Annotated in this window: 18 protein-coding genes; 7 read left to right on the forward strand and 11 right to left on the reverse strand. The window is 69.3% G+C overall.

Annotated elements, in window-relative coordinates; genetic code table 11:
- Nucleotides 1–45: 45 nt before the first annotated feature.
- Entirely contained in the window at nucleotides 46–1,152 is a 1,107-nt protein-coding gene (locus MD221_RS03235; protein WP_242107782.1) for an ABC transporter ATP-binding protein, read from the reverse strand.
- Nucleotides 1,153–1,322: 170 nt separating this feature from the next.
- Between MD221_RS03235 and MD221_RS03240 the strand changes: the two genes are divergently transcribed.
- The 6 genes from MD221_RS03240 (at nucleotide 1,323) to MD221_RS03265 (ending at nucleotide 8,845) form a co-directional block, all read left to right on the forward strand.
- Complete coding sequence (locus tag MD221_RS03240; protein WP_242107783.1) at nucleotides 1,323–2,744, forward strand: GH1 family beta-glucosidase; 1,422 nt, start codon at nucleotides 1,323–1,325, stop codon at nucleotides 2,742–2,744.
- Between the two features lie 45 nt (nucleotides 2,745–2,789).
- Nucleotides 2,790–4,220 carry a glucose-6-phosphate dehydrogenase gene (gene zwf / locus MD221_RS03245; RefSeq protein WP_242107784.1) on the forward strand — a complete coding sequence of 477 codons (1,431 nt, stop codon included), beginning with the start codon at nucleotides 2,790–2,792 and terminating at the stop codon, nucleotides 4,218–4,220.
- A complete protein-coding gene (gene glk, locus MD221_RS03250; protein WP_242107785.1) occupies nucleotides 4,217–5,245 on the forward strand; it encodes a glucokinase in 1,029 nt (342 codons plus the stop codon). The genes zwf and glk overlap by 4 nt, the downstream gene beginning before the upstream one ends.
- Nucleotides 5,242–5,982, forward strand: a complete 741-nt coding sequence (gene pgl / locus MD221_RS03255) for a 6-phosphogluconolactonase (RefSeq protein WP_242107786.1) — start codon at nucleotides 5,242–5,244, stop codon at nucleotides 5,980–5,982. Before glk ends, pgl begins: the two co-directional genes overlap by 4 nt.
- Nucleotides 5,983–6,114: 132 nt before the next feature.
- On the forward strand, nucleotides 6,115–8,031 hold the full coding sequence (gene edd / locus MD221_RS03260; protein ID WP_242107788.1) for a phosphogluconate dehydratase: 1,917 nt from the start codon (nucleotides 6,115–6,117) through the stop codon (nucleotides 8,029–8,031).
- Nucleotides 8,032–8,176: 145 nt separating this feature from the next.
- On the forward strand, nucleotides 8,177–8,845 hold the full coding sequence (locus tag MD221_RS03265) for a bifunctional 4-hydroxy-2-oxoglutarate aldolase/2-dehydro-3-deoxy-phosphogluconate aldolase (RefSeq protein ID WP_242107790.1): 669 nt from the start codon (nucleotides 8,177–8,179) through the stop codon (nucleotides 8,843–8,845).
- A 43-nt stretch (nucleotides 8,846–8,888) separates the two neighbouring features.
- Here the strand turns inward: MD221_RS03265 and MD221_RS03270 are convergent, their stop codons facing one another.
- The 3 genes from MD221_RS03270 to MD221_RS03280 form a co-directional block, all read right to left on the reverse strand.
- Nucleotides 8,889–9,167: a hypothetical protein gene (locus MD221_RS03270; protein ID WP_242107793.1), complete on the reverse strand. Its 279-nt coding sequence runs from the start codon at nucleotides 9,165–9,167 to the stop codon at nucleotides 8,889–8,891.
- Between the two features lie 154 nt (nucleotides 9,168–9,321).
- The gene (locus MD221_RS03275) at nucleotides 9,322–10,026 is read right to left on the reverse strand and encodes a hypothetical protein (protein WP_242107794.1); all 705 of its coding nucleotides are present in this window, start codon (nucleotides 10,024–10,026) and stop codon (nucleotides 9,322–9,324) included.
- Nucleotides 10,027–10,203: 177 nt separating this feature from the next.
- Nucleotides 10,204–11,202, reverse strand: coding sequence for an alpha/beta fold hydrolase (locus tag MD221_RS03280; RefSeq protein ID WP_242107795.1), 999 nt, complete (start codon nucleotides 11,200–11,202; stop codon nucleotides 10,204–10,206).
- Between the two features lie 133 nt (nucleotides 11,203–11,335).
- Between MD221_RS03280 and MD221_RS03285 the strand changes: the two genes are divergently transcribed.
- Nucleotides 11,336–12,208: a helix-turn-helix domain-containing protein gene (locus tag MD221_RS03285; protein ID WP_242107796.1), complete on the forward strand. Its 873-nt coding sequence runs from the start codon at nucleotides 11,336–11,338 to the stop codon at nucleotides 12,206–12,208.
- A gap of 53 nt (nucleotides 12,209–12,261) precedes the next feature.
- On the opposite strand, the gene MD221_RS03290 is transcribed toward MD221_RS03285, so the two are convergent.
- From MD221_RS03290 to MD221_RS03320, 7 genes are all read right to left on the reverse strand, one after another.
- On the reverse strand, nucleotides 12,262–15,393 hold the full coding sequence (locus MD221_RS03290; RefSeq protein WP_425602189.1) for a discoidin domain-containing protein: 3,132 nt from the start codon (nucleotides 15,391–15,393) through the stop codon (nucleotides 12,262–12,264).
- A 221-nt stretch (nucleotides 15,394–15,614) separates the two neighbouring features.
- The gene (locus tag MD221_RS03295; protein ID WP_242108573.1) at nucleotides 15,615–16,436 is read right to left on the reverse strand and encodes a carbohydrate ABC transporter permease; all 822 of its coding nucleotides are present in this window, start codon (nucleotides 16,434–16,436) and stop codon (nucleotides 15,615–15,617) included.
- On the reverse strand, nucleotides 16,436–17,314 hold the full coding sequence (locus tag MD221_RS03300) for a carbohydrate ABC transporter permease (protein WP_242107797.1): 879 nt from the start codon (nucleotides 17,312–17,314) through the stop codon (nucleotides 16,436–16,438). Before MD221_RS03300 ends, MD221_RS03295 begins: the two co-directional genes overlap by 1 nt.
- A complete protein-coding gene (locus MD221_RS03305; RefSeq protein ID WP_242107798.1) occupies nucleotides 17,311–18,570 on the reverse strand; it encodes a sugar ABC transporter substrate-binding protein in 1,260 nt (419 codons plus the stop codon). The genes MD221_RS03300 and MD221_RS03305 overlap by 4 nt, the downstream gene beginning before the upstream one ends.
- 77 nt (nucleotides 18,571–18,647) lie before the next feature.
- Entirely contained in the window at nucleotides 18,648–20,339 is a 1,692-nt protein-coding gene (locus MD221_RS03310) for a glucoamylase family protein (RefSeq protein WP_242107799.1), read from the reverse strand.
- A 61-nt stretch (nucleotides 20,340–20,400) separates the two neighbouring features.
- A complete protein-coding gene (locus tag MD221_RS03315; RefSeq protein ID WP_242107800.1) occupies nucleotides 20,401–23,448 on the reverse strand; it encodes a TonB-dependent receptor in 3,048 nt (1,015 codons plus the stop codon).
- A gap of 93 nt (nucleotides 23,449–23,541) precedes the next feature.
- Nucleotides 23,542–24,579: a LacI family DNA-binding transcriptional regulator gene (locus MD221_RS03320; RefSeq protein ID WP_425602190.1), complete on the reverse strand. Its 1,038-nt coding sequence runs from the start codon at nucleotides 24,577–24,579 to the stop codon at nucleotides 23,542–23,544.
- Nucleotides 24,580–24,618: the final 39 nt, after the last annotated feature.

Here is a 24,618-nt window from a genome sequence, read left to right on the forward strand (position 1 = left end):
TCTCCCGCCTCGCGGGCGGGGGGCCGCGCCGGCCGGAGTCCGCCGTCAGGGCAGCAGACGCTTGCCGCTGGCGCTGTCGAAGAAGTGCATGCGCTCGGCCTCGTAGCCCAGGTGCACGGTCTGCCCGACCTGGGGCAGGTTGTAGGGCGGCAGGCGCACGACCAGGTCGCAGCCGCCGCAGCCGAGGTTGATGTAGGCCTCGCTGCCCACCGGCTCCACGGTTTCCACTTTCGCCGGCAGCCGGCCGACGTCGCCCTCGTGGCTGAGGTGCATGTCCTCCGGGCGCAGCCCGACGGTCAGCTCCCTGCCCACGTACGGCTGCAGCGCCGCGCGCATCGCCGCGTCCGGCCGCAGCGGCAGTTCGACGCCCTCGGCGATGCGCAGGCGCAGCCCGCCGTCGCCGTCTTCTCGCAGGGGACCGAACAGCAGGTTCATCTTGGGGCTGCCGAGGAACGTCGCCACGAACAGGTTGGCGGGCTGCTCGTACAGCGCCATCGGCGTGTCGATCTGCTGGATCTCGCCCTTGTCCAGCACCACGATGCGCTGCCCCAGGGTCATCGCCTCCACCTGGTCGTGGGTGACGTACACCATGGTCGTGCCGAGCTTGCGATGCAGGCGCGAGATCTCCACGCGGGTGCTGGCGCGCAGCTTGGCGTCGAGATTGGACAGCGGCTCGTCCAGCAGGAACACCTGCGGCTGGCGCACCAGGGCGCGCCCGAGCGCCACGCGCTGGCGCTGGCCGCCGGACAGCGCGGCCGGCTTGCGGTCCAGCAGCGCGTCCAGTTCGAGCGTTTTGGCCGCCTCGGCCACCCGCGCGGCGATCGCCGCCTTGTCGTGGCTGCGCAGCTTCAGCCCGAAGGCCAGGTTCTCGGCCACCGACATGTGCGGGTACAGGGCGTAGCTCTGGAACACCATGGCGATGTCGCGGTCCTTCGGCGCGACCTCGTTGACCACGCGCCCGCCGATGCGCAGCGTGCCGGCGCTGATCGTCTCCAGCCCGGCGATCATCCGCAGCAGGGTCGACTTGCCGCAGCCCGAAGGGCCCACCAGCACCAGCAGCTCGCCGTCGCCGATCTCGAAGGTGGCGCCGGCCACGCCGACGAAGCCGTTGGGATAGACCTTGCGCACTTGCTCGAGCTGGACACTGGCCATGCGTTCTCCGCTGATTCGATGGATGCTCCGGCCGCGTCCTGGCGCCCGTGGCGGCGGCCTCGGACCGCGAAACTGCCGCCGTTCGCCCTTACATTGGGCCGGAACATTGCGGTATTCTGGCATGTAATCGTTTTCATGCCACCGTGCCGACAGAAAGAGGATTCCGGCTGATGAGCCAAGCGCAAGTAGCAGCAGTTTCGACGCCGATCAAGCTCCCGTCGAATCATCCGTTCCCGAAGGGCTTTTTGTGGGGCGCCGCCACCGCGGCCCACCAGATCGAAGGCTCGCCGCTGGCCGACGGCGCCGGCCCCAGCATCTGGACGCGCTTCGCGCACACCCCCGGCATGACCCTCAACGGGGATACCGGCGATGTCGCCTGCGACCACTACCGGCGCTGGAAGGACGATGTGAAGCTGATGCGCGAGCTGGGCCTGCAGGCCTATCGCTTCAGCGTGTCCTGGTCGCGCATCCTGCCCGAGGGCACGGGGCGGGTGAACCAGGCGGGCGTGGACTTCTATTCCCGGCTGGTCGACGAACTGCTGGCCAACGGCATCGAGCCGCTGCTCACCCTCTACCACTGGGACATGCCGGCCGCGCTCGACGACCGCGGCGGCTGGCTCAACCGCGACAGCGCCGACTGGTTCGCCGAATACGGATCCGTGCTGTACCGCGCGCTCGACGGCCGGGTGAAGAAGTGGGTGACGCTCAACGAGCCCTGGGTCATCACCGACGGCGGCTACCTGCACGGCGCGCTCGCCCCCGGCCACCGCAGCCGCTACGAGGCGCCCATCGCCACCCACAACCTGATGCGCGCGCACGGCGCCGCCGTGCAGGCCTACCGCGCCGAAGGCAAGCACGAGATCGGGCTGGTGGTGAACATCGAGCCGAAGTATCCGGCCAGCGACTCGGCCGAGGACGCCGCGGCCGTGCGGCGCGCCCACGCCTACATGAACGAGCAGTACCTGCACCCGGCCCTGCTCGGCCACTACCCGCCGGAACTGAAGGAGATCTTCGGCGACGCCTGGCCGGAATGGCCGGCCGAGGACTTCGCGCTGATCCGCCAGCCGCTGGATTTCGTCGGCATCAACTACTACACCCGCAGCGTCACCCGCGCCGCCGAAAGCTATCCGCTCAACACCGGCGTGGTGCGCCAGCCGCTGGGCACCTACACCGAGACCGGCTGGGAAGTCTTCCCGCAGGGCCTGACCGACCTGCTGCTGTGGTTCAAGAAGACCTACGGCGACCTGCCGGTGTACATCACCGAGAACGGCGCGTCATTTTTTGACCCGCCCGTGGCCGATGTCGATGCCGTTTCGGGAGCCCGCCGCGTGCGCGACCCGCTGCGCATCGACTACCTGCGCAAGCACATCGGCGCCGTCCGCGACGCCATCGACGCCGGCGTGGACATCCGCGGCTACATGCTGTGGTCGCTGCTGGACAACATGGAATGGTCGCTGGGCTACTCCAAGCGCTTCGGCATGGTGCACGTCAATTACGGCACGCAGGAACGCACCCCGAAGGACAGCGCGCGCTGGTATTCTGAGGTGATCGCCACGCACGGCACCAAGCTGGGCGATCCGCTGCCGTACTGACCGCCCCCACAACCGGCTACGCGCCGACCAGGAACCACGCGCCACATGCACGACTCCCTGCTGCTTTTCGGCGCCACCGGCGATCTTGCGCAGCGCTACCTGTTCCCGTCGCTGCTGCACCTGCTGCGCGACCGGCTGCTGCCCCCCGCGTTCCGCGTGATCGCGGTGGGCCGCAGCGAATACGACGACGAGGGATTCCGTGCCTGGCTGCGCGAGCGCATGCAGAACGAGGACGACCGCGATGCGCGCGCGCTGGAGGACCTGCTGGGACGCATCACCTACCACGCGCTCGACCTCAACGACCCCGAGGCGATGGCCGCGACGCTGTCGCGATACGCCGACCGCCCCAGCGTCAGCTATCTCTCCACGCCGCCCGACCTGTTCGCGCCGGCCTGCCGCGGCCTGAAGGCGGCCGGCCTGCTCGAGGGCGAGTCGCGCCTGGTGCTGGAGAAGCCGATCGGCCGCGACCTGGCCTCCGCGCGCGAGATCAACGCCACGCTCAAGGCCGCGCTCGACGAGTCGCGCATCTTCCGCATCGACCACTACCTGGGCAAGGCGCCGGTGCAGAACCTGCTGGCGCTGCGCTTCGGCAACACGCTGATGGAGGCGGTCTGGCAGCACCGCTGGATCGAGTCGGTCGACATCCTGGTCGCCGAGACCGCCGGCGTCGACGGGCGCGAGGGCTACTACGCCAACTACGGCGCGCTGCGCGACATGGTGCAGAACCACATGCTGCAGCTGCTGGCGCTGATCGCCATGGAGCCGCCGGCCTCGCTCGACGCCGACAGCGTGCGCAACGAGAAGACCAAGGTGCTGCGCGCGCTGCGCCCGATGAGCGCGGCCGACGCCGCCGCCGACAGCGTGCGCGGCCGCTACGGCCCGGGCGTGGTCGACGGCGAGGCGGTCAAGGGCTTCACCCACGACAGCGACGTGGAGACCTTCGTCGCCCTGCGCGCCTGGATCGACAACTGGCGCTGGGCCGGCGTGCCCTTCCGCCTGGTCACCGGCAAGCGCCTGCCCTCGCGCACCACCGAGGTGGTGGTCTCGTTCAAGCCGACCTCGCACTGGGTGTTCGAACGCCCCAGCAGGCAGCGCGCCCGCCCCAATCGTCTGCGCATGCGCCTGCAGCCGGAAGAAACCATCGAGCTCGGCTTGATGGGCAGCCTCGCCGCGCCCGAATGGGGCGCGACCGAGCTGCAGCCGATGTCGCTGGACCTGAGCATGTCGCCCACCCCACACCGGCGCATCGCCTACGAGCGGCTGATGGTGGACGCGCTCAAGGGCGACCAGACGCTGTTCGTGCGCGACGACGAGGTGGAAGCGGCCTGGCGCTGGATCGACAGCATCAGCGATGCCTGGGCCGGCGCCGCGATCCCGGCGCAGGAATACCCGGCCGGCTCCTGGGGCCCGGCGGCGGCGGCGGATTTCCTGCCGACCACGCTGTTCGGCAACGGGCACAGGAAGAAGCCGGCGTGAGCCTCGCCGGGCGCCGCACTCTGCTGGCCGACATCGGCGGCACCAATGCCCGCTTCGCGCTGGCCGACCCGGGCGCGCCGATGCCGTTGCTGAGCGAGAGCGTGCAGAAATACGCGGTGGCCGATTTCCCCTCGTTGGGCGATGCCGCGCGCCACTACCTGGAACAGACCGGCGCCGCCGCCCTGCAGGGCGCGGAGATCCGGCAGGGCGTGTTCGCCATCGCCGGCCGCGTCGAGGGCGACATCGGCCGCATCACCAACCATCCCTGGGTCATCTCCAAGTCGCGCACCTGCCAGGCGCTCGGCCTCGACCGCCTGGAGCTGGTCAACGACTTCGCCGCGCAATCGATGTCGGTGGTGCTGCTGCAGGCCGACGACGTCACGCCGGTCGGCGGCGTCGCCTGGCGTCCGGACCCCGAGCCGCGCGATCGCGTCTATGCCGTCATCGGCCCCGGCACCGGCCTGGGCGTCGGCGTGCTGGTGGTGCGCGGCGGGCAGCACTGGGCGATCGAGACCGAGGGCGGCCATGTCAGCTTCCCGCCCGGCACGCCGGAAGAGATCGCCATCCTAGAACGCCTTTCCGCGCAGTTCGGGCGCGTCTCGAACGAGCGGCTGATCTGCGGCCCGGGCCTGGTGAACATCCATCGCGCGCTCTCGGAGATCGCCGGCGCCGATCCCGGGCCGATGACGCCCGAGGACATCACCGCGCGCGCGGCCCAGGGCGACCTGCGCTGCATGCGCAGCATCGACGTGTTCTGCGCCGTGTTCGGCGCCATCGCCGGCGACCTGGTGCTGACCACCGGCGCCTGGGACGGCGTGTTCCTCACCGGCGGCCTGGTGCCGAAGATGCTCGACGCGCTGCGCCATTCCGGCTTCCGCCAGCGCTTCGAGCACAAGGGCCGCTTCTCCTCGAACATGGCCCGCATCCCTTCGCTGGCGGTGCTGCACCCCAACGCCGGCCTGCTCGGCACCGCCGCGATCGCGCGGCGCGTGGCCGCCGAAGACCTCCCCGCCGGGCCGCGGTGAACGCGCGCGACGCCAGCACCGGCTCCCTCGGCGACGATCCGCGCCTGCGCTTCCTCGCCTACGACAGCGTCGAGCAATGGGCCTGGGCCAGCGCCGTGGCCTTGGCCGGCGAGTTGCGCCGCAAGCTCGAACAGCAGCCGCGCGCGCGCCTGCTGCTGTCCGGCGGCAAGACCCCGGCGCCGGTGTACGAGGCGCTGGCGCGCGCGCCGCTGGAATGGCAGCGCGTGGACGTCGGCCTGGTCGACGAGCGCTGGCTGCAGCCCGACGATCCCGACAGCAACGCGCGCCTGGTGCGCGAAAGCCTGCTGCGCGACCACGCCGCCGCCGCCCGCTTCGAAACCATGACCCGCGCCGGACGCAGCATCGAGGACGTGGTCGCCGCCGCCAACCTGCACGCCCGCCAGCCGGCCGACGTGGTGACGCTGGGCATGGGCGAGGACGGCCATACCGCCTCGCTGTTCCCGCGCATGCACGGCCTGGCCGCGGCGCTGGCCGCGCCGCAGCCCTATGTCGCCGTCGACGCCAGCGGCTGCGCGGGCGCGGGCGCCTGGAACCGCCGCATCAGCCTGACGCCCGCCGGACTGCGCCCGGCCGGCATGCGCCTGCTGCTGATCCGCGGCGACTCCAAGCGCAGGCTGCTCGAGCGCGCGCTGGCCGGCGACGACCTCATGGAACTGCCGATCCGGCTCGCGTTCACCGTGCCGGGCGCCTCGCTGCTGGTGCACTGGTGTCCGTGATGCCGCGCGCGCTCCTCCGCTCCGACGACGCGAAACGCAAACGCGGACGAGACCGGCAACGATGGGGCGCATGATGTCCAACGGGCATCGGCCCCCGCTCCGCTCCCCCACCCGCTCCAGCCCTTTCCGCCAATGAGCCTGCATCCCCGCATCGCCGCCGTCACCGACCGCATCCGCAAGCGCAGCGCGCCATCGCGCGCCGCCTACCTGGCCGGCATCGAGGCCGCGCATCGCGACGGGCCGATGCGCACGCGCCTGTCCTGCGGCAACCTCGCGCACGGCTTCGCCGCCTGCGGCCCCACCGACAAGGGCCGCCTGCGCGCCGATGCCGCGCCCAACCTCGGCATCGTCAGCGCCTACAACGACATGCTCTCGGCGCACCAGCCGTTCGAGCGCTATCCCGAGACGATCCGCAGGATCGCGCGCGATCTCGGCGCCACCGCCCAGGTCGCCGGCGGCGTGCCGGCGATGTGCGACGGCGTCACCCAGGGCCGCGCCGGCATGGAACTGTCGCTGTTCTCGCGCGACGCGATCGCCCAGGCCGCCGCGATCGGGCTGTCGCACGACATGTTCGACAGCACGCTCTACCTCGGCGTCTGCGACAAGATCGTGCCGGGGCTGCTGATCGGCGCCCTCGCCTTCGGCCATCTGCCGGCCGTGTTCGTGCCCGCCGGACCGATGACGCCCGGCATTCCCAACAAGAAGAAGGCGGAGGTGCGCGAGCGCTACGCCGCCGGCGAGGCGACCCGCGAGGAACTGCTCGAGGCCGAGGCCGCGTCCTACCACGCGCCCGGCACCTGCACCTTCTACGGCACCGCCAATTCCAACCAGGTGCTGCTCGAGGCGATGGGCGTGCAGCTGCCCGGCGCCTCCTTCGTCAATCCGGACACGCCGCTGCGCGAGGCGCTCACGCGCGCGGCCACCGAGCGTGCGCTGCGCATCAGCGCGCTCGGCGCCGACTACCGGCCGTTCGGGCGCCTGATCGACGAGCGCGCCATCGTCAACGCGCTGGCCGCGCTGATGGCCACCGGCGGCTCCACCAACCACACCATCCACTGGGTCGCGGTGGCGCGCGCGGCCGGCATCGTGCTGACCTGGGACGACATCGACGTCATCTCGCAGGCGGTGCCGCTGCTGGCGCGCGTGTACCCCAACGGCGAGGCCGACGTGAACCGCTTCGCCGCCGCCGGCGGCATCGCCTTCGTGTTCCGCGAGCTGCTCGACGCCGGCCTGATGCACGAGGATATTCCCACCGTCGTCGCCGGCGGCATGCGCGCCTACTGCGACGAGCCGCGCCTGCAGGACGGCGCACTGGCCTACTCGCCCGCCGTGGAGGCCAGCGCCGACAGCGCGGTGGTGCGCCCGGTCTCCGACGCGTTCGAGGCACAGGGCGGACTGCGGCTGCTGCGCGGCAATCTCGGCCGCTCGCTGATCAAGCTCTCGGCGGTGAAGCCGGAATTCCGCCGCATCGAGGCGCCCGCGGTGGTCGTCGACACCCCGCAGGCGCTGAACAAGCTGCACGCGGCCGGCGGCCTGCCGCAGGACTTCGTCGCCGTGGTGCGCTACCAGGGCCCGCGCGCCAACGGCATGCCCGAGCTGCATTCGCTGGCGCCGCTGCTGGGCATGCTGCAGAACCAGGGGCGACGCGTGGCGCTGGTCACCGACGGCCGCCTGTCCGGCGCCTCGGGCAAGATCCCGGCCGCCATCCACATCACCCCGGAGGCCGCGCGCGAAGGCCCGATCGGCAAGCTGCGCGAGGGCGACATCATCCGCCTGGACGGCGAGGCCGGCGTGCTGGAGGCGCTGGTCGACGCCGAGGAATGGAACGCGCGCGCGATCGCGCCCAACACCGCGCCGCACGCGCACGACCTGGGTCGCAACCTGTTCGCCTACAACCGTGCCATGGTGGGACCGGCCGATCGCGGCGCGCTGTCGATCTCCTGCGGTCCGCCCTCGGCCGACGGCAGCCTCTGGGAATACGACGCCGAATACGACCTCGGCCACGACGCGGCCGCGGCCGAAGCGCCGCACGAGGCCAAGGATGCGTGATGCGGATCCCTCCGCAAGAGCCCGCACGTCCTTCAATGCGGGTCCTTCCGCAAGAGCCCGCACGTCCTTGTGCGGACAATCCAATGCGGGGTTTCCCGCGAGCGCCCGCGCCTGCGGGCGGCCCCTTCGACCCTGACGATCCGCGATGACTCTCGAAGACTCCCAGCAGCAAGCCGAATCCCTGCTCCGCGCCGCCGGCATCCTGCCGGTGGTCACCGTCGACAGCGTCGATCAGGCCAAGCGCCTGGCGGACGCGCTGCTCGGCGGCGGGCTCACCGCCCTCGAGCTCACGCTGCGCACGCCGGTCGCGATCGAGGCGCTGGCGGCGCTGAAGCGCGCGCTTCCGGACATCGTGATCGGCGCAGGCACCGTGCTCACGCCCGAGCAGATCCGCGCCTCGACCGACGCCGGCGCCGACTTCCTTGTCACGCCCGGCACACCGCCGGCGTTGGCCGACGCCCTGGCGCAGGCACCGATCCCGGCCGTGCCGGGCGGTGCCACGCCCAGCGAGTTTCTGGCGCTGATGGCGCGCGGCTTCCGCGTCTGCAAGCTGTTCCCGGCCAGCGCCGTGGGTGGGCTGGCCATGCTCAAGGGCCTGGCCGGACCGCTGTCGGGACTCAGGCTGTGCCCCACCGGCGGCATCGCCGAGGACAACGCCGCCGAGTTCCTGGCACAGCCGAACGTGGTGTGCATCGGCGGTTCGTGGATGGTGCCCAGGGCCTGGCTCGATGCCGGCGCATGGGACAAGGTGCGTGAGAGCGCGGCGCGCGCGGCGGTACTGGTGGCGGCGGCGCGCGAACGCGCGGGCGGATAGGCGCCCGCGCGATGTCCCCACGATCGCCCGGGAGGGCGTTCGGTCAGGGACAGGGAACGAACACGATGCGCGAGGGGCCGGATCGCGAGCCCCAGGTGATCGGACCGCCATTCGGGCAGCTGTAGTACACATACCAGCCCGTCACGGTCTCCTCTCCGGTGAATGCCGATTCGATCACCGAGCCGTAGTACTCGACGACCCCGGCATGTCCGGCCGGCGGCAAGGGATAGGCGTAACTTCCCCCCGACAGCGATGCAACGGCAAGCACGCCCGCCAGCGCCCAGCGGCGCGGACGGAACGACAACACGGTCCTCTGTTTCATGCCTTCTCTCCTGAGATGTTGTTGGCATCACGGCAGCCGGCCGGCAAGCGCGCGGCGGGCTGCGCGGCCATCCTAGGACACGCGCACGCGGCTGGATTTCACGCCGGCATCACGGCCGCGCCGGGTGCTGCGCGGGACGTTGCCGGGCATCGCCCTACTGCGTTCCGCGCCGGGTCAGGCGCAATCCGTAGCCGTCGGCGCGCCAGGCCCAGGCCTGCAGCGCGAACCAGCCCAGCAGCAGCCAGCCGAGCTGCCATTCCAGCGCGTTCTCGACGCGCTCGCGCAGCGCGGAATCGTCGGGCAGCGTCGAGGTGGCCGCGACGCTCGCCACGCCCAGCAGCAGCATCGCCGCGCACAGCCCGACCATCGCGCGCGCGATCCGCGGCTGCAGGCGTGCGCTCCGCATCGACAGGCGCATGAAGCCCAGTTGCGCCAGGAAGCCGAAACCGAAGTAGACGATGACGCCGTAACGCCGCAGGAAGCGGTAGGTCTCCCCGTCCGTGCCCAGGAAGGTGGCGTAGACGGCAAGCGCCAGGCCCGAGCCCAATCCAAGCCCCATGCATAGCGTCGCGGCGCACGCACTGTCCGCATCGCGTACCCATTCGCGCATCAGCCACCAGTTCAGCAGATGCAGCGCCGCGCAAGGCAGCATCGCCAGGCGGAACAGGTGATTGCCCAGGCCATGCCGCGCCGCCCGGCTGATCGAGACGCAGCCGTCCCACACCGGCACGCAGGCGGGGATCAGGCCGTCGCGGATCGACAGCCACCAGGCCAGGTGCACCCCGCCCAGGAACAGCAACGCGATCGCCAGCGGCAATGGCCAAAGGGGAACGCTGGAGGCTCGCTGCGACTCGGGCATGGCGGGCGCGGCATGGGGCCGACGCTGGGAATGGCGCCTTCGCGGCGAATCTATCAGCCGGCGCGCAGACTCGCACGCGGCGGTCGGCACACCGTCGCGAAAATCCAGGCCGCCGGCAGGATGCGCGCGCCACGGCTGCTTGCGCTCATCCAAAGATGCTGCTCACGCCGCAACCGCTCACCCCGCGGCGCCCCACAGTTTCGCCGCCTCCTCGACGATGACGTCCGGACGTTCCTCCGGAAACAGCAGCTTCTCGCCGGCCAGGCGGCGCACGCCGCGCGAGCCGCCGAGGGTGCGGTCCAGGTAGTCCGGGCTGGCCGAAGAAAAAATGGTGTCGTCGAGACCCCAGACGATGCGCGCCGGCACCCGGCTGCGCCGCAGATCGGCGGCGATGCCGATCATGGGATTGCGCTCCAGCCCGATCGTATAGGCGTCGAGCAGCGCCTTGCGGCGCGGCGAACTCACCAGCGGCGCGAAGTTGTAGTCGATCGCCTCGTCGGTGGGATGGCGCGGGTCGGCATATACGATGCGGCTGTCCAGGCGCGCCTGTGCCTTGTCGCGCAGCTGCGGCAGGAGCTGCAGGTCGGCGAGCGTGCCGGCGTGCGCGCGTTCCAGGGTTTCCTTCAGCGCCGCCGGCGGGCTGTCGGGCTCGGTGTCGCAGTTGGTCAGCAGCAGGCTGCGCACGCGGTCGGGATGGCGCACCAGGAACAGCTGCGCGGCCTGCCCGCCGCTGTCGCTCGCCACCAGGTCGACGCGATCGATCGACAGGGCGTCCAGGAACGCCGCCATCATCTCGACCTGCGCATCCGGCGCCACGCTCTGCCCCTCCGCCACCTCGGTGTAGCCCAGCCCCATCAGGTCCAGCGCGATGCAGCGGCGATGCGCCGACAACGGCCCCAGCACGCCGCGCCACTGGAACCCGCTGAGCAGGTAGGCGTGCACGAACAGGGCCGCCTCTCCGCTGCCGCGCTCGACGTAGGCGATCCTGCCGAAGCGGGTCTCGGCCAGGCGCCGCGTGGCATGGAAGTCCGCGGCGGTCAGTGCGCGCCCGGCGTTCCCCTGCTCCGCTTTCGATCCCCCGGTTCCGTGACGCAGGTCCGCTCGTGGCGCGCAGGCGCCGACGACACTGCCCGCGGCCGCGATGCCGCTCCACATCAGGAACTGTCTGCGCCTCATTCCGGTCTCCATGCAGGGTTGAGGCCCGCATGCTGGCAGTCCCGGCCACGCCGCCGCGCGCACGCAAGGACGATGCGGGGCACGAATGGATGTTTTTCCCGCGTCAGAGAGTCCGTCACCAGGAATCCGTCCGATGAGCGAAGCGCCCCTGCACTCTCCCCCGCCACCGGCGAACCCCGGCGATCGCGGCCTCGCCGCTGGCGCGCTGCTCGGCATGCTGACGGTCCCTGCCCCCGCCGGGCACATCGAACCGCCGGTCGACGAAGCCTGCCACACGCTCGACCTGCATCTCGGCCAGCCGGTCCTGGTGACCACGCGGATGGACGAGCGCCAGCAGCGCGGCCTGCAGGTGCAGGGACATTGCTCCATCGTGCCCGCCGGCGCGGCGCACCGCTGGTTCTTCGAGGCCGATGCCGAAGCGCTATTGCTGCGGCTCACCCCGGCGCTGCTGCGCGAGAGCGCCGAGGCGATGGGCCTGGGCGCGCGGTGCGCCGAGCTGGTCCCCACGGTGCGGATGCGCGATACGCAGATCGAGCGGATCGGCTGGCTGCTGCAGGCCGAACACCTGGACGGATGCCCGAACGGCCGCCTGTTCTCCGATGGCCTGGCCACCGCGCTGGCGGCGAGGCTGCTGACGCTGCAATCCGGTCGCGAGCCGTCCTCGCCCCGGAACGCGCGCGCGCTGCCGGCCTGGCGCCTGCGCAAGGTCGTCGACTACATCGAGGCGCATCTGGAGCGGAATCTGTGCCTGGCCGAACTTGCCGGCGTGGCCGGGTTCAGCCCTTCGCATTTCAAGCCGCTGTTCAAGCAGGCGGTCGGCATGTCCGCGCATCGCTTCGTGCTCGAGCGGCGCGTGGCGCGCGCGCGGGAACGCCTGCTCGACGGCCGGGCCAGCCTGGCCGACATCGCGCAGGAAACCGGCTTCGCGCATGCCAGCCACATGGCCCGCTGCATGCGCCGCGTGCTCGGGCTGAGCCCGTCGCAAATCGCCAACGCCCGCCGCTGAGGCTTGGCGTCGGCCTCCGCCGACGCGCCGTGGACCCGACCGGCTTCGCGAACTCACTCGCGGGCGATCTCGACCGTCGCCGGCAGCGCCTGGATGCGCAGCTCGCCGGCCCGCCAGGACGCCGGCTTGCCGTTGATCCTCGCCTGGCCCGGCTCGCCCGCGTACGGCCACGGCAGCACCAGGCCGCCGGCGGGCAGGCGCAGTCCGGCGGGAACCTGCAGGGTCAAGGCGCGGGCATCCGCACGCAGCGTGTAGCCCAGCGCACCCTGGGGCGTGCGCAGGCCGCGGATCGACACCCCCTCGCCCTCGAACCAGCCCGCCGGCAGGCCGGCCGCCAGGACGATGCTGTCGTCGATCTCGCGCGAGTAGGCGAACATGTCCAGCGCCGAGCGCACGAAGTCCGAGGCCACCCAGGCGTGCGGCAGGTCGCCGACGAAGAACGGCTTGCGCGGCGTGCGCGAGACCACTTCCGCCCACTGGTTCCACGGCTGCGGCGCGCGGTCGCCGAAGAAGAACTCGGTCGCCTCCCAGGCGCGCTCGCGCCAGCCCAGGCGCACGAAAGCGGCGACGTTGCGCCATTCGTAGGGCGTGTAGTCCTTCCATTCCCGCTTGCCTTCGCGCCGCTGCACGAACTCGCGCCAATAGCGCTCGAAGCCGTTGTGCAGCAGCTCGGCCGGCAGCCGCCCCTGCTCGCCGCCGGGCGCCAGGGCGATGGTGGTGGAGGTGGGATCGAAGTCGCCCAGTTCGGCGGCCCCCGGCAGGTAGTCGATGCCGTGCCGCCGCGTGGCCGCGCGCAGCGAGGCGTACAGGTCGTCGCGGAACTGGTCGCGCGAAGCGGCGAACCGCCTGGCGGCCGCGTCCTCGCCCAGCCACTGCGCGATCTGCACCGCGTCCTTGTAGCCGCGCAGCGCCCAGAAGTTGTCCCAGTACGAGTGCATCGGCTTGGCCGAATAGCCCTCGTGGCTGATCGAGGCCGGCATCATGCCGTAGAAGGCCGGATCGCGCGCGCGGTTCTCCTCGGTGCGCTCGCTCAGGCGCAGCTTCTCCATGTACGCGAAGGCGCCGGTGACGTGCGGCCACATCCTGCGCAGGAACGCCTTGTCGCCGTCGTAGCGGTACAGCTCGGCGATGTTGAAGATCAGCTCGCCGTGGCTGTCGTTCTCCGGCACCGGATCGCTGCCGCGGGCGTCGACGCAGCACGGCACCATGCCGTCCTTGAACTGGTAGGGCGCGTACCAGTCGACGTACTCGCGCACCACCTCCTCTCGCCCCATGCGCAGCAGGCCTTCGGAGATCATCGCGCCGTCGCGGATCCAGCTGCGCGCGTAGGAGCGCGTGCCCGGCTGCAGGCGCGGGCCGATGCGCGAGATCAGCATGTGCGCGGTGGCGGTGCGCAAGGTATCGGCCAGCGCCTGGCCCTGCGCCGGGACGGCGATGCGCACGCGGTCGAGCTTGTCGCGCCATTGCGCGGCCACGGCCGCCTCGGCGCGCGCCGGGTCGAACCCGGCCAGGTCCGGCAGCGCGCCCGTCATCGGCGCCACCCAGGCGAATTCGCGGCGCTCGCCCGGCGCCAGCTCCATTTCGTAGACCCAGGCGCCCGACGCCAGGCCGGTGGGATCGCGCACCGCCGAGGACGCGCGCGGGTATTCGCCGGCCAGCCGTTCCACGGCGCTGCCCTCGTCGAAGGCCTGCGAGAAGTGCGCATCGGCCGGCTGCAGCGCGCTCGCGCGGATCTTGCCGTCGATCTCCATCGTCCGCTCCCCGGCATGCAGCGTCGAGATCGCGCTGACGCCGCCGGTGGTGCTGAGGAACTGGGTGGGCGGATTGACCTGCAGCGGCCGCGCGACCAGCGCCAGCGCCAGCTTGCGCGGTTTCGGGGACGTGTTGGCGATCGCATAGCGTCCGACCAGTTGCGATCGCGCCGGGTCGCCCTGCGCGAAGGCGGTCGTCTCCAGGGTGAAGCCGGCGTGCTTCCAGGTCACGCGCGGGATGGGCAGATAGCCGTCGCGCAGGGACTGCGTCACCTGCACGTCGTTCCAGGTCACCAGCTTGCCGCCGTCGAGCACGAACGGCTCGATGCTGAGGCCGCCCTTGCCCAGTTCGATCGCGCCGTCCTCGCCGACCAGCCCCTGTTCGGTGCCGCCGTCGAGGCCGACGATGGTCCAGTACGGCTGCTCGCCGCTGAATCCGCGCGGATAGCGGCCGCGCGGCACGTGGGCGGCGACCGACTTGACGAAATCGTTGGGCGTGGCCGCGTAGGCGAGCGGCTGCAGCGCGATGTCCGCCAACGCGGCGCGCTGCCCGCCCGCCGCCTCCAGCGTGAGGCGCAGGTAGCGCGCCTCGGATTCCGGCAGCGCGATATCGTCGCGGCCGCCGTCGCTGAAGCGCACCTTGCGCACCTCGCTCCAATGCATGCCGTCGTCCGAGATGGCGATTCGGTAGCCGGGAACGAAGGTTCCGGACGCCCACTCCAGCACCACGCCGCCGAATTCGCGCACGCTGCCGAGATCGAGCGTGAGCGAAGGCTCGCCCTCCAGCACGGGATTCCAGGCCGTCGCGGCCTTTCCATCGACCGCATTGGCCGCCTCGTCCTGCGACGCCGTGGCGGTGGCCGTCGCGCGCAGGGGCGAATCGTCCTGTTTCGGCAGCGCCTCGAACGTCAGGCTGTCGAAGCAGACCGAGCCCTTCCCGCCCACGCTGTTGTAGAGGGTGAACTCCAGCTTCGCGCTGCGCCGCAGGGTCCGGTCGGGATCCGGCCCCCAGGCCTTGTCGATATGGCGTTTCTTGTAGCGGACCTGCGTCCACTGCTCGGGAAACGCATATTTCGGCCGGTTGACCCACCAGACGTTGTCGCCGCTGGCGTCGACGAATTTCATCTGCAGGTCGTTGGCCGGCGAATCGCCGCGCAGGCGGAACGCAAACGCGTAGTTGTCCGGATAGTCGATCGCCAGATCGCGCTGGATGCCGGCATAGCCGGAGACGCCGTTGAAATCGTAGTCCAGGCACAGCGCCGCGCCGTCGGGCCCGTCGACGCGGCGCAGCGCGCCGCTGACCTGGTTGGAGGTGACCACGCGCCAGGCCGTGGCATCGTCGAAGCCGTCGAGCATCCGCGGCGCCGCGGGCGGCTGGGCGCAGGAAGCCGTGGCGAGGAAGGCGGCAAGAAGGACGAGGCGGGCGTTGGGCATGGGTCCGGGGTGTCGTTGCGGAGGCTGGTTGTTGTCGTCGGGTGTTGGCCGGGCATTTGGGGCCGCAGCGGGCGCCTTGTGGTCGCCCGCTACTCCGAATCGTTTCCTGCGGCCATCCATGGCGACGCATGTCGACTTCGGAACGTCCGGCCCGGCCATCCATGGCCGGGCGTTCGGGGCCGCAGCGGGCGCCTTGTGGGCGCCCGCTGGCGCGCGGCCCCTCACCCCTTCACGCTTCCCAGGAGGAGGCCCTGGATGTAGTGCCGCTGCAACACGAGGAACAGCAGCAGCACCGGCACGATGGTCACCACCGATCCGGCCATCATCAATTCGTTGTCCTGCACGTGCTCGCGCGAGAGCGAGGCCAGGGCCACCGGCAGCGTCTGCAGCTCCTGGTTGCTGAGCACGATCAGCGGCCACATGAAGTCGTTCCAGGCGCCGAGGAAGCTGAAGATCGCCAGCGTCACCAGGATCGGCTTGAGCACCGGCAACACGATCTGGAAGAAGATGCGGAACTCCCCCGCCCCGTCGATGCGCGCAGCCTCCAGCAGCTCGTCCGGAATCGAGCGCGCGTACTGGCGCACCAGGAAGATGCCGAAGATCGCCGCCATGCCCGGCACGATCGCGCCGGCATAGGAATTCACCAGCCCCATCGTCTTGAGCAGCAGGAACAGCGGCATCATCGCCACCTGCGCCGGGATCACCAGCGCCGCCATCAGCGCGCGGAACGTGCGCTCGCGCCCGGCGAACTTCAGCTTCGCGAAGGCGTATCCGGCCATGGTGTTGAACAGCAGCGACAGCAGCGTCACGCAGGTCGAGACCAGGAAGCTGTTGGCCAGGTAGCGCCCCATGCCGGCCTTCTCGAACAGTTCGCGATAGTTGTGCAGCGTGGCCTGGGCCGGCAGCAGCGGCGGCGGGAAGTGCCCGGCCTCGCCGGTCTGCATGAACGAGACCGACAGCATCCACAGCAGCGGCGCCAGGCTGAACACCGCCAGCGCGATCAGCAGCCCGTTGACGGCGGCGGCGGCCAAACGGTGGCGCATCATTCCACCCCCTTGCGCCGCGCGAACCAGAACAGCGCGCTGGACACCGCCGTCATCAGCGCGAACAGCAGGAAGGCTACCGCCGAGGCGTTGCCCAGATTCCACCACTTGAAGCCTTCCTCGTACATCAGGTACAGCACGCTCTTGGTGCTTTCCAGCGGTCCGCCCTGCGTCATCACGTAGGGCTCGGCGAACAGCTGGAAGTAGCCGGCCATGGTGAGGATGCCGACCAGCAGCAGGATCGGCCCGAGCATGGGCAGGGTGACGTGGCGGAACTGCTGCGGCGCCGAGGCGCCGTCGATGCGCGCCGCCTCGTACAGGTCCTCCGGGATCGCCTGCAGCCCGGCCAGGAAAATGATCATGTTGTAGCCGAAGTTCTTCCACACGGCGAACACGATGATCGCCGGCATCGACCAGCGCGGATCGCCGAGCCAGTCGATCGGATCGACGCCGAGCAGCGACAGCCCGTAGTTGATCAGCCCGTAGCGGGTATGGAACAGATAGCGCCAGATCACCGCCACCGCGACCACCGTGGTCACCACCGGCGCGAAATAGGCGGTGCGGAAGAAGCCCTTGAAACGCCCAAGCCTGGAATGCAGCAGCAGGGCCGCCCCCAGCGAGACCGCGATCGACAGCGGCACGCCCACGACCACGAAGTACAGGGTGTTGCCGAGCGTCTTCCAGAACAGCGGGTTGTGCAGCAGGCCGAGGTAGTTGTCGAAGGCGACGAAGCGCAGGTTGTCCGGATCGGCCAGCGCGTAGATGTCGAAATCGGTCAGGCTCAAGCCGAGCGCGGCCAGCACCGGCACGAAGAAGAACACGCCGATCACGATCAGCGCCGGCGCGACGAACACCCAGCCCGCGACGCCGCCCCTCATGGCCGCGCGGCCTCGGGCGCGCGGTGGTCCAGCATCCAGCGGCGCTTTTCCAGGATACGGTCCGCGCGCCGGTCGAGTTCGGCCGCCGCCTCGTCCACGCTCATGCGATCGTTGGCCAGCTGTTCGCCCACCAGCCGCAGCTCGGTGGCGATGCGCTCCCACTCCGGCACCTTCGGCGTCGGTTTCGCGCGTTCGAGCTGGACGCGGTAGGCCCGGGCGTAGGGGTCGCCCGACAGCGAGGCCGCCTGCCAGGGCGAGCGCCGCGACGGCAGGTTGCCGGTGAGGCCGTGGAAGCGCACCTGCACCTCCGGACGCGACAGGTAGGCGATCAGTTTCCAGGACGCCGCCTTGTGGCGGGAGCTGCGGAACACCACGAAACTGGTCCCGCCCGCCACCGAGGCGCCCGGGCCGTCGGGCCCGGGCAGCGGCATCGTCATCCACGCGCCGGCCAATTCGGGCGGAAGCCGCTTCTTGAATTCGGCGATGTTCCACGGCCCGTTGACGTAGAAGGTGTAGTAGCCCTTGCCGAACTCGTCCCAGACGTTGGAGATCGCGGTATTGGCCACCTTCGGCGCCCAGTCGTTGTCGAAGATCTCCTTGTAGAACGCCAGCGTGCGCTTGAATCCCGGGCTGCGGAAATTGCCGTAGCGGCCGTCCTCGCGCAGCAGCGGCTCGGGCTGCTGGATCGCCAGGTTCAGCAGCGGCTCGAACTCGTTGAGCGGCAGCAGGATCGCGTAGCGCTTGGGGCCGACCATGCGCTTGATCGCCGCCAGCGCCGTGCGCCATTCGTCCCAGTTCGCCGGCGGCTTGCCGATGCCGGCCTCGCGCAGCAGATCGGTCCGGTAGAACGGCAGCCGCGTCTCCACGTACCACGGCACGGCATAGGTCTTGCCGCCGATCACGCCGCTGTCCCAGGCGCTGGGGTAGTAATCGCCCTGGTCGAAGCCGGCGGTGGCGCCGATTTCCTCGTCCAGCGGCTCCAGCGCGTCGAGTTCGGCGAACTCGGGAATCCAGGTGTTGCCGATCGGCGTCACGTCCGGCAGCGAATCGCCGGCGAAGGCGGTCAGCAGCTTCTCGTGCGCGGACAGCACCGGCATCTGCTGCAGCTGCACGTCGATCTCCGGATGCAGCCGCTCGAAGTCCTGGACGATCGGAACGATCGCCTCGCCCTCGTAGCCCATCACCCAGAACTTCACCGGCTCGCGCCCCTGCCCCTGCTGGGCGCAGGCGGCCGTCATCAGCAGCAGGCCGCCCATGCAGGCGCGCGACAGCCAGCGGCCCGCCTGTCGCGCGAGCGGCGGGGACCGTCGTCCGCGCGAGGCCTGCATCGGGGCTACCGCTTTTCCGTCGCGGGCTTGCCGCGGCCGTCCTGTGCCTTGGCGGGCTTCGCGGCGGGCTTCGCGGCGGCCTTGCCCGCCGTCTTCGCATCGGCCGGCTTGGCCTGCGCCGGCTTGTCCGCGGCTGCCTTCGCCGCCTCCTGCTTGTCGGCTTCGTCGAGCCAGCCGCCGGTGAACCCGGCCCGCTTGAGGCCTTCGCGGATGTACGGGCTGCGCTTCATCAGGTTCCAGACGAAGCCGCTGCGGTAGTTGGCGATCATCGTCAGGATCGGCCCTTGGTCGATGCCGATGTAGTCGCTCGCGACCCAGCCCTTGTCCGGCACCTGGCGTCCGGTCTTCAGCGGGATGTCGTAGTTGAAGCTGGGATTGAAGGCGTCCAGGAAACCGTAGCTGGAATACAGGAAGTCGCCGTAGCGATCGTGCATCGCCTGCGCCGCCGGGATCACGATCTCCGGCGCGAACACCAGCGAGCCGAGCGCGGCGGTCGGCGCGATCGTGCCGTCGTCGAAGGCGTCGCGCAGGCCGGCGCCGCGGGCGCTGTAGTGGCGGAACTCGCGCTGCTCGCCGTTGTACTCCTGCATCGTGCGCTGCGGCCCGTCGCTGGCCGTCAGCCCCCAGACGTCCTCGCCGTAGTCCTTCCACTTCATCGGGTTCTCGATGGCGTAGGTGCGCTGGGCATAGGTGGCGCGGCGGCTGTTGTCGAAGTAGTCCATGTCGCGGCCGCGCATGTATTCGTCGCGGATGCCGCGGAAGTCGATCCAGACGTGGCTGTACTGGTGGCCGAACAGCGGCGCGAAGCTCAGGTACACCTCGCCCTCGTACTGGCCCCAGCTGTGGTCGTAGCTGGCGGTCCAGGCCCTCCAGGCGTCCGGCTCGATCGGATGCGTGGGCGATCCGAGCGCCAGGATGTAGACCAGCATCGCCTCGTTGTATCCGGCCCAGTCGTGGTTGATGAAGCCGCTTTCCGGATACCAGCCCATCGAGATCAGCGGCGGGCGCTGCTGCAGCCAGGGCCATTCCACGCGCTTGTACAGCGTGTCGGCCAGCTCGCGGATTTCCTTCTCGCCCGCGTCGTCGCGGTCGTAGTACTGCTGCGTGAACAGCACGCCCATCATCAGCAGGCCGGTGTCCACGCTCGACAGCTCCACCCAGGGCGCGCGCCGCGTGCCGTCCTGCATGTCGAGGAAGTGGTAGTAGAAGCCCTTGTATCCGGTGCGCCCTTCCTTCTGCGGCCCCATCCTGGCGTCGCGCAGGAAGCGCAGCGTCACCGCCGTGCGCTCCACCGCCTGCCGGCGGCTGATCCAGCCGTTCTCCACGCCGATCGGATAGGCGGTCAGCGCGAACCCGATCGAGGCGATGCTGGCGAACGGGCGCGAGGGGAAGCGGTCCGGCGTCATGCCGTTGACTTCGTTGGTGGTGTCCCAGAAGAACTGGAAGGTGCGCCGCTCGATGTCCCTGAACAGCGGCGGCAGCGGCGGCGGCCCCTGCGGCTTGTCGTCGGCGGGCGCGGCCTGCTGCGCGCCTTGCGCGTCCGCCTTCCCCGCCTCGGCGGGCGCCGCCGGCGGCGGCGCCGAGGCGGAGGACGATGGCGGCTTCGGCGTCGCCTCCTCCCGCTTGCCGCATCCGGCCAGGAACAGCGCCGTCAACGCGCACAGGATCAGGAGATTGCGGAAGCTGCCGGAGTGCATCGTGAAAAGACCCTCTTGATATGCAAAACCGGGCCGCCCGCGCGCGGGCGGCCCGAAGGACTTACCAGCTCAGACCGAACGAGAGCTTGAAGGTTCGTGGCAGGTTCGCAAGGATCTCGTCGTTGCTCCGCCTGCCGAAATCCGGGTTCTGGCCCTTGTTGCCCGCCTGGAAGTTCACGTAGCTGTGATCATTGGTGACGTTGAAGACGTCGCCGCGCACGCGCAGCTTCATGCTGTCGCTCATCTTCCATTCCTTCTGCACGGCGATGTCCAACTGGCGCTGGCGGGCATCATCGAAATAGTAGGTGTCGAAGAAGCCCGCACCGCAGCCTGGCGCTCCGACCGGAGTCCGCGTGCAATTCAGGCCATCCTTGCCAGGCGGGCTGGCCAACGTCAGCTTCGCCGAGAATTGTAGGCCCCAGTACTCGGCAATGCCGGTCGCGACGAAGCGATGCTTCGAGATGCCGACCGACGGCACGAATGCGACATCGTCGAGGTTCGGATAGTCAAACGAATAGTGCTCGTCGAAGCTGGCGGAGTTGCCGCGGTTCTCCTTGGCATCGCTATAGGTATAGGCAAGCGTGACGCCCCAGGGGGATTCCTTGGTGAACGGCTTGTCGAGAGAGAGCAGAACCTGGGTGATGCGGGTTTCGATCGCGTTGTCGGCCAGGATGATGCTGCCAAACCCGGGAAGCGGGAAGCCGCCAGGCGAGTTTCCGAAGCTGGCGCCCGGCGGGTAGTACGAACCGTCCTCGCGACGGTTACCCAGCGTGAAGAGGATGCCGTCGTGGCTCTCGATATAGGCCACCGCCGCGGACGAATTCCAATCATTCCCGAGCAGAGTGAACGAATTCCGCATACCCAGGCTGAACTGGTCCGAATACGGCACCTTTAGGTCGTTGTTGACCAAGTCAACTTCGGCACCCCGCCCGCCCTGGCCGACCAGGCCGTAGAGGAAATCCCGATTGAAGAAGGATGGGTCGAAGTTGTAGCAATTGTTGGCCGGATTCGGCAAACAGGGATGGTTGGGCACGTTGAACTGGAACGTGTAGTTCTTGAATGCGTACTTCGATCTTTCCAGCGCCAGGTAATCGAACACGTTGCGGTCGAAGGAGCGGCCCGCGCCGCCGAAAATCACGTGCCTCTGGTCACCGAACAGGTCGTATGAGAAGCCAAGACGAGGCTGCCAGGCATCCTTGAACGCCTTGCGGTTCTTGCCCGTACTGATGTAGTCGTTGTAGTCGTAGTCGACATTGGGATTGTTGATGTTCGGCCATGCCCTCAGCGCCGCGACGATCTCCGGCGGCGTCACGTAGTTCTCGTAACTCGGCGTCGTTTCGTAGTCGTAGCGAAGGCCGATGTTGAGCAGCAGCTTGTCGGTGACCTCCCAGTCGTCCTGAATATAAATCCCATACTGCTTGTTTCTGGATTCGATATTGCGATTTCCGGAGTAGTCCGGCGCGAACTGCACCTCGTACGGGATGAATTGGTCGACCGAGGTATTTCCCGCAGCCAGATTGGCGTAATAGTCGTAGCGGAATTGCGGGTTGTAGGGCTGCTGCTCGAAAGCCCTGAGTTTGACGTCCTTGTATTTGAATCCCATCTTGATGGTATGCCTTTCCCAACCGGTGAAGGTCAGGTCGTCCTGCAGGCCAAACCCCTTCTGCCCCTTGTTCTGGAAATCGGAGCCGCCACCCAGCTTCAGGAAGGTGTCCAGCCTCGTGGGCGATTGCCCGATCGCGCCATCCTGCTCGAAGCCGACGATCTCCGCCCCATTGATCAGATTGATTGCACGCGGGTTATAGGTATCGTCCTCGAAGGTGATGTGCGCATCGTTGAGCCAGTTCTCCCCGCTGAACTGGTAGCGCAGGTCGTAGCGCTTGCTCTTGTTGTTGGTGACCTTGCCGTAGGAAGGCGTGTTGGGGCCGCTACCGATGTCGGCCACGTCGGTCTCGTCACGAACCTTGGCCGACAGCTCGATCAGGTGCGCATCTCCGGGCTGCCAGGTCAGCTTTCCGAACCAGAGATCCTCATTGAACGGCGCCGATGTCGTGGTCAGATAACTGGCGAGTTCCGGCGTCAGGTCCGCGGGATTGACGTTCGCACCGGTTCTCACGGTCTTGGGCCGGCTGAAATCCTTTCCTTCGTACGTGACGAAGAAGAACAGCTTGTCCTGCACGATCGGACCGCCCAGCGCCGCACCATATTGCTTTTCGATGGATTTGTTCTTGAAGCCCTGCTTTTCCTCGATGGGCGTCGACTCGCGCCAATCCCGAACCCCATTGATGTCCATGAAGACATCGCCGTGGAACTCATTGGTGCCGGACTTCGTCACCGCGGTCACGGCCGCGCTGCTGATCTGGTCGTATTCGGCCTTGTAGTTGGAAGTGATGACCTTGTATTCGCCGATCGCCAGCTGCGGAAAGGGGTTGCCCTGGCTCTGCGTCTGCCCACCGATACCGCCCGCGAGGGTATAGCTCTTCTGCCCGACGCCGTCGATGAAGACATTGACGCCGTTGGCGCTCTGCGCGCCGCTTTTTAGCTGCGTCGTGTTGTTGCCGCGCGTCTCGAACACCATGCCGGGCACGGTGTCGGCGAAGGCGAGGAAATTGCGCGAAGACTGCGGCAACGCCTGGATCTGCCGCTGCGTCACGTAGGTTGCCACTTCCGAGGTCTTGGTCTCCACCGCCGAGGTCGCGGTGACGCTGACCGTTTCCAGGTTGGTCGCCTCGCCCGTCGGCGCGGCCTCGGCCACGCCGCCGACGCCCAGATTCACCGTCGCGGTCTGGCCGACCTGCACCGTGATGTTCTGCGTGTTGGTCTTGCCGTTGGCGGCGACGTCGATCCGGTAGGTGCCCGGCGGCAGGCCGCCGAGCGAATAGCCGCCGTTCGCGGCCGACTGCACCTTGCGCGTCAGGCCGGTGGCGGTGTTGGTGGCGGTCACGGTGGCGCCGGCGGCGGGCGCCGAATCGGCCGAGACCTGGCCGCGGATGGTGGCGCCCGTGGATTGGGCGAGCGCTTGCGGCGCGGCAATCATCATGCAGCTGGCCAGAGCGCAGGCGAGCAGGCTCCGGTTCGGCCGATCTTGCGTTAGTCGCTTGAACTTCATCTCTCTCCCCTCCCAGGGCAATCGAATGGAACCCGATGACGGCGTCCCCCTGTTTTTCTAGTTTCCTTTCTGGTTTTCGGTGTTGCGTCGAACTCAGGCGGTGGAAGCCCGCACCATCAGTTGCGGCACCAGCGGCGCGACGTCCTCGCGCGGCCCGGCCTCGCCGGCGGCCGGATCGGCGGCGGCGTCCAGCAGCAGCCGCAGAGCGCGGCCGCCGAGCTCGGCGATGTCCACCCGCATCGTGGTCAGCGATGGGTGCACGTAGCGCGCGAGCGGAATGTCGTCGAAGCCGGCGATGCGGATGTCCTGCGGCACGCGCAGCCCGGCCTGGCTGAGCGCGAACAGGCAGCCCAGCGCCATCATGTCGTTGGCGGCGAACACGGCGTCCGGGCGGGACGGCGCGGCGAACAGCGCGCCGCCGGCGCGATGGCCCGAGGCTTCGTCGAAATCGCCCGGCAGGATCCAGGGCTCGGCGCCCGGCAGGCGCTCGGCCAGGGCGTCGCGATAGCCGCGCAGGCGTTCGCGGGCGTCGAAGTTGTCCTCCGGACCGGCGACGAAGGCGATGCGGCGGTGCCCGGCGCCGAGCAGGTGGTCCATCATGGCGCGCGCCCCGCCGTAGTTGTCCACGCGCAGCGACGGTTTGCCGTCCCCGGGGACGTCGCTGTTCATCAGCACGACCGGCATGGCCGGACTCAGGTTCTGCTCCAGGGAGGCGCTGGCGCCCACGAACGGGGACATCAGCAGCAGGCCGTCGACCCGGCCGCGCATCGCCCGCAGCGCCTCGCCCTGCTCCTCGGGGTTGCCGTGGTAGCTGGACACCAGCAGGTGCAGGCGGCGCTCGCGGGCCACCTGGTCGATGCCGCGCATCAGTTCCGAGAAGAACTCGCCGTACAGGTCCGGCAGCACCACGCCGATGGTATGGGTGCGGCGGCTGCTCAGGCTGCGCGCGGCGTGATGGGGGCTGTAGCGGAGCTGGTTGGCGACGTGAAGGACACGCTCACGCACGGCCTTGGCGACGTTCTCGTGCCCATTCAGCGCCCGGGAAACCGTGGCGACGGACACATTGGCCTGTCTTGCAACATCTTTGATGGTGACCGCCACGCATCCTCCCGAGCCGTTGCGCCTTCCCAACCGCAGGGACTGTAAACGTTTACAAAGCGTGATGTAAAG

The sequence above is a fragment of the Luteimonas aquatica genome, assembly GCF_022662575.1.
GTDB classification, from domain to species: Bacteria; Pseudomonadota; Gammaproteobacteria; order Xanthomonadales; family Xanthomonadaceae; genus Luteimonas; species Luteimonas aquatica.

What these genes read in the sequence shown, in the direction of transcription:
- MD221_RS03235 (WP_242107782.1), bottom strand. Translation starts at nt 1,152, where the DNA reads ATGGCCAGTGTCCAGCTCGAGCAAGTGCGCAAGGTCTATCCCAACGGC.
- MD221_RS03240 (WP_242107783.1), top strand. Translation starts at nt 1,323, where the DNA reads ATGAGCCAAGCGCAAGTAGCAGCAGTTTCGACGCCGATCAAGCTCCCG.
- zwf (WP_242107784.1), top strand. Translation starts at nt 2,790, where the DNA reads ATGCACGACTCCCTGCTGCTTTTCGGCGCCACCGGCGATCTTGCGCAG.
- edd (WP_242107788.1), top strand. Translation starts at nt 6,115, where the DNA reads ATGAGCCTGCATCCCCGCATCGCCGCCGTCACCGACCGCATCCGCAAG.
- MD221_RS03265 (WP_242107790.1), top strand. Translation starts at nt 8,177, where the DNA reads ATGACTCTCGAAGACTCCCAGCAGCAAGCCGAATCCCTGCTCCGCGCC.
- MD221_RS03270 (WP_242107793.1), bottom strand. Translation starts at nt 9,167, where the DNA reads ATGAAACAGAGGACCGTGTTGTCGTTCCGTCCGCGCCGCTGGGCGCTG.
- MD221_RS03275 (WP_242107794.1), bottom strand. Translation starts at nt 10,026, where the DNA reads ATGCCCGAGTCGCAGCGAGCCTCCAGCGTTCCCCTTTGGCCATTGCCG.
- MD221_RS03280 (WP_242107795.1), bottom strand. Translation starts at nt 11,202, where the DNA reads ATGAGGCGCAGACAGTTCCTGATGTGGAGCGGCATCGCGGCCGCGGGC.
- MD221_RS03285 (WP_242107796.1), top strand. Translation starts at nt 11,336, where the DNA reads ATGAGCGAAGCGCCCCTGCACTCTCCCCCGCCACCGGCGAACCCCGGC.
- MD221_RS03290 (WP_425602189.1), bottom strand. Translation starts at nt 15,393, where the DNA reads ATGCCCAACGCCCGCCTCGTCCTTCTTGCCGCCTTCCTCGCCACGGCT.
- MD221_RS03295 (WP_242108573.1), bottom strand. Translation starts at nt 16,436, where the DNA reads ATGCGCCACCGTTTGGCCGCCGCCGCCGTCAACGGGCTGCTGATCGCG.
- MD221_RS03300 (WP_242107797.1), bottom strand. Translation starts at nt 17,314, where the DNA reads ATGAGGGGCGGCGTCGCGGGCTGGGTGTTCGTCGCGCCGGCGCTGATC.
- MD221_RS03305 (WP_242107798.1), bottom strand. Translation starts at nt 18,570, where the DNA reads ATGGGCGGCCTGCTGCTGATGACGGCCGCCTGCGCCCAGCAGGGGCAG.
- MD221_RS03310 (WP_242107799.1), bottom strand. Translation starts at nt 20,339, where the DNA reads ATGCACTCCGGCAGCTTCCGCAATCTCCTGATCCTGTGCGCGTTGACG.
- MD221_RS03315 (WP_242107800.1), bottom strand. Translation starts at nt 23,448, where the DNA reads ATGAAGTTCAAGCGACTAACGCAAGATCGGCCGAACCGGAGCCTGCTC.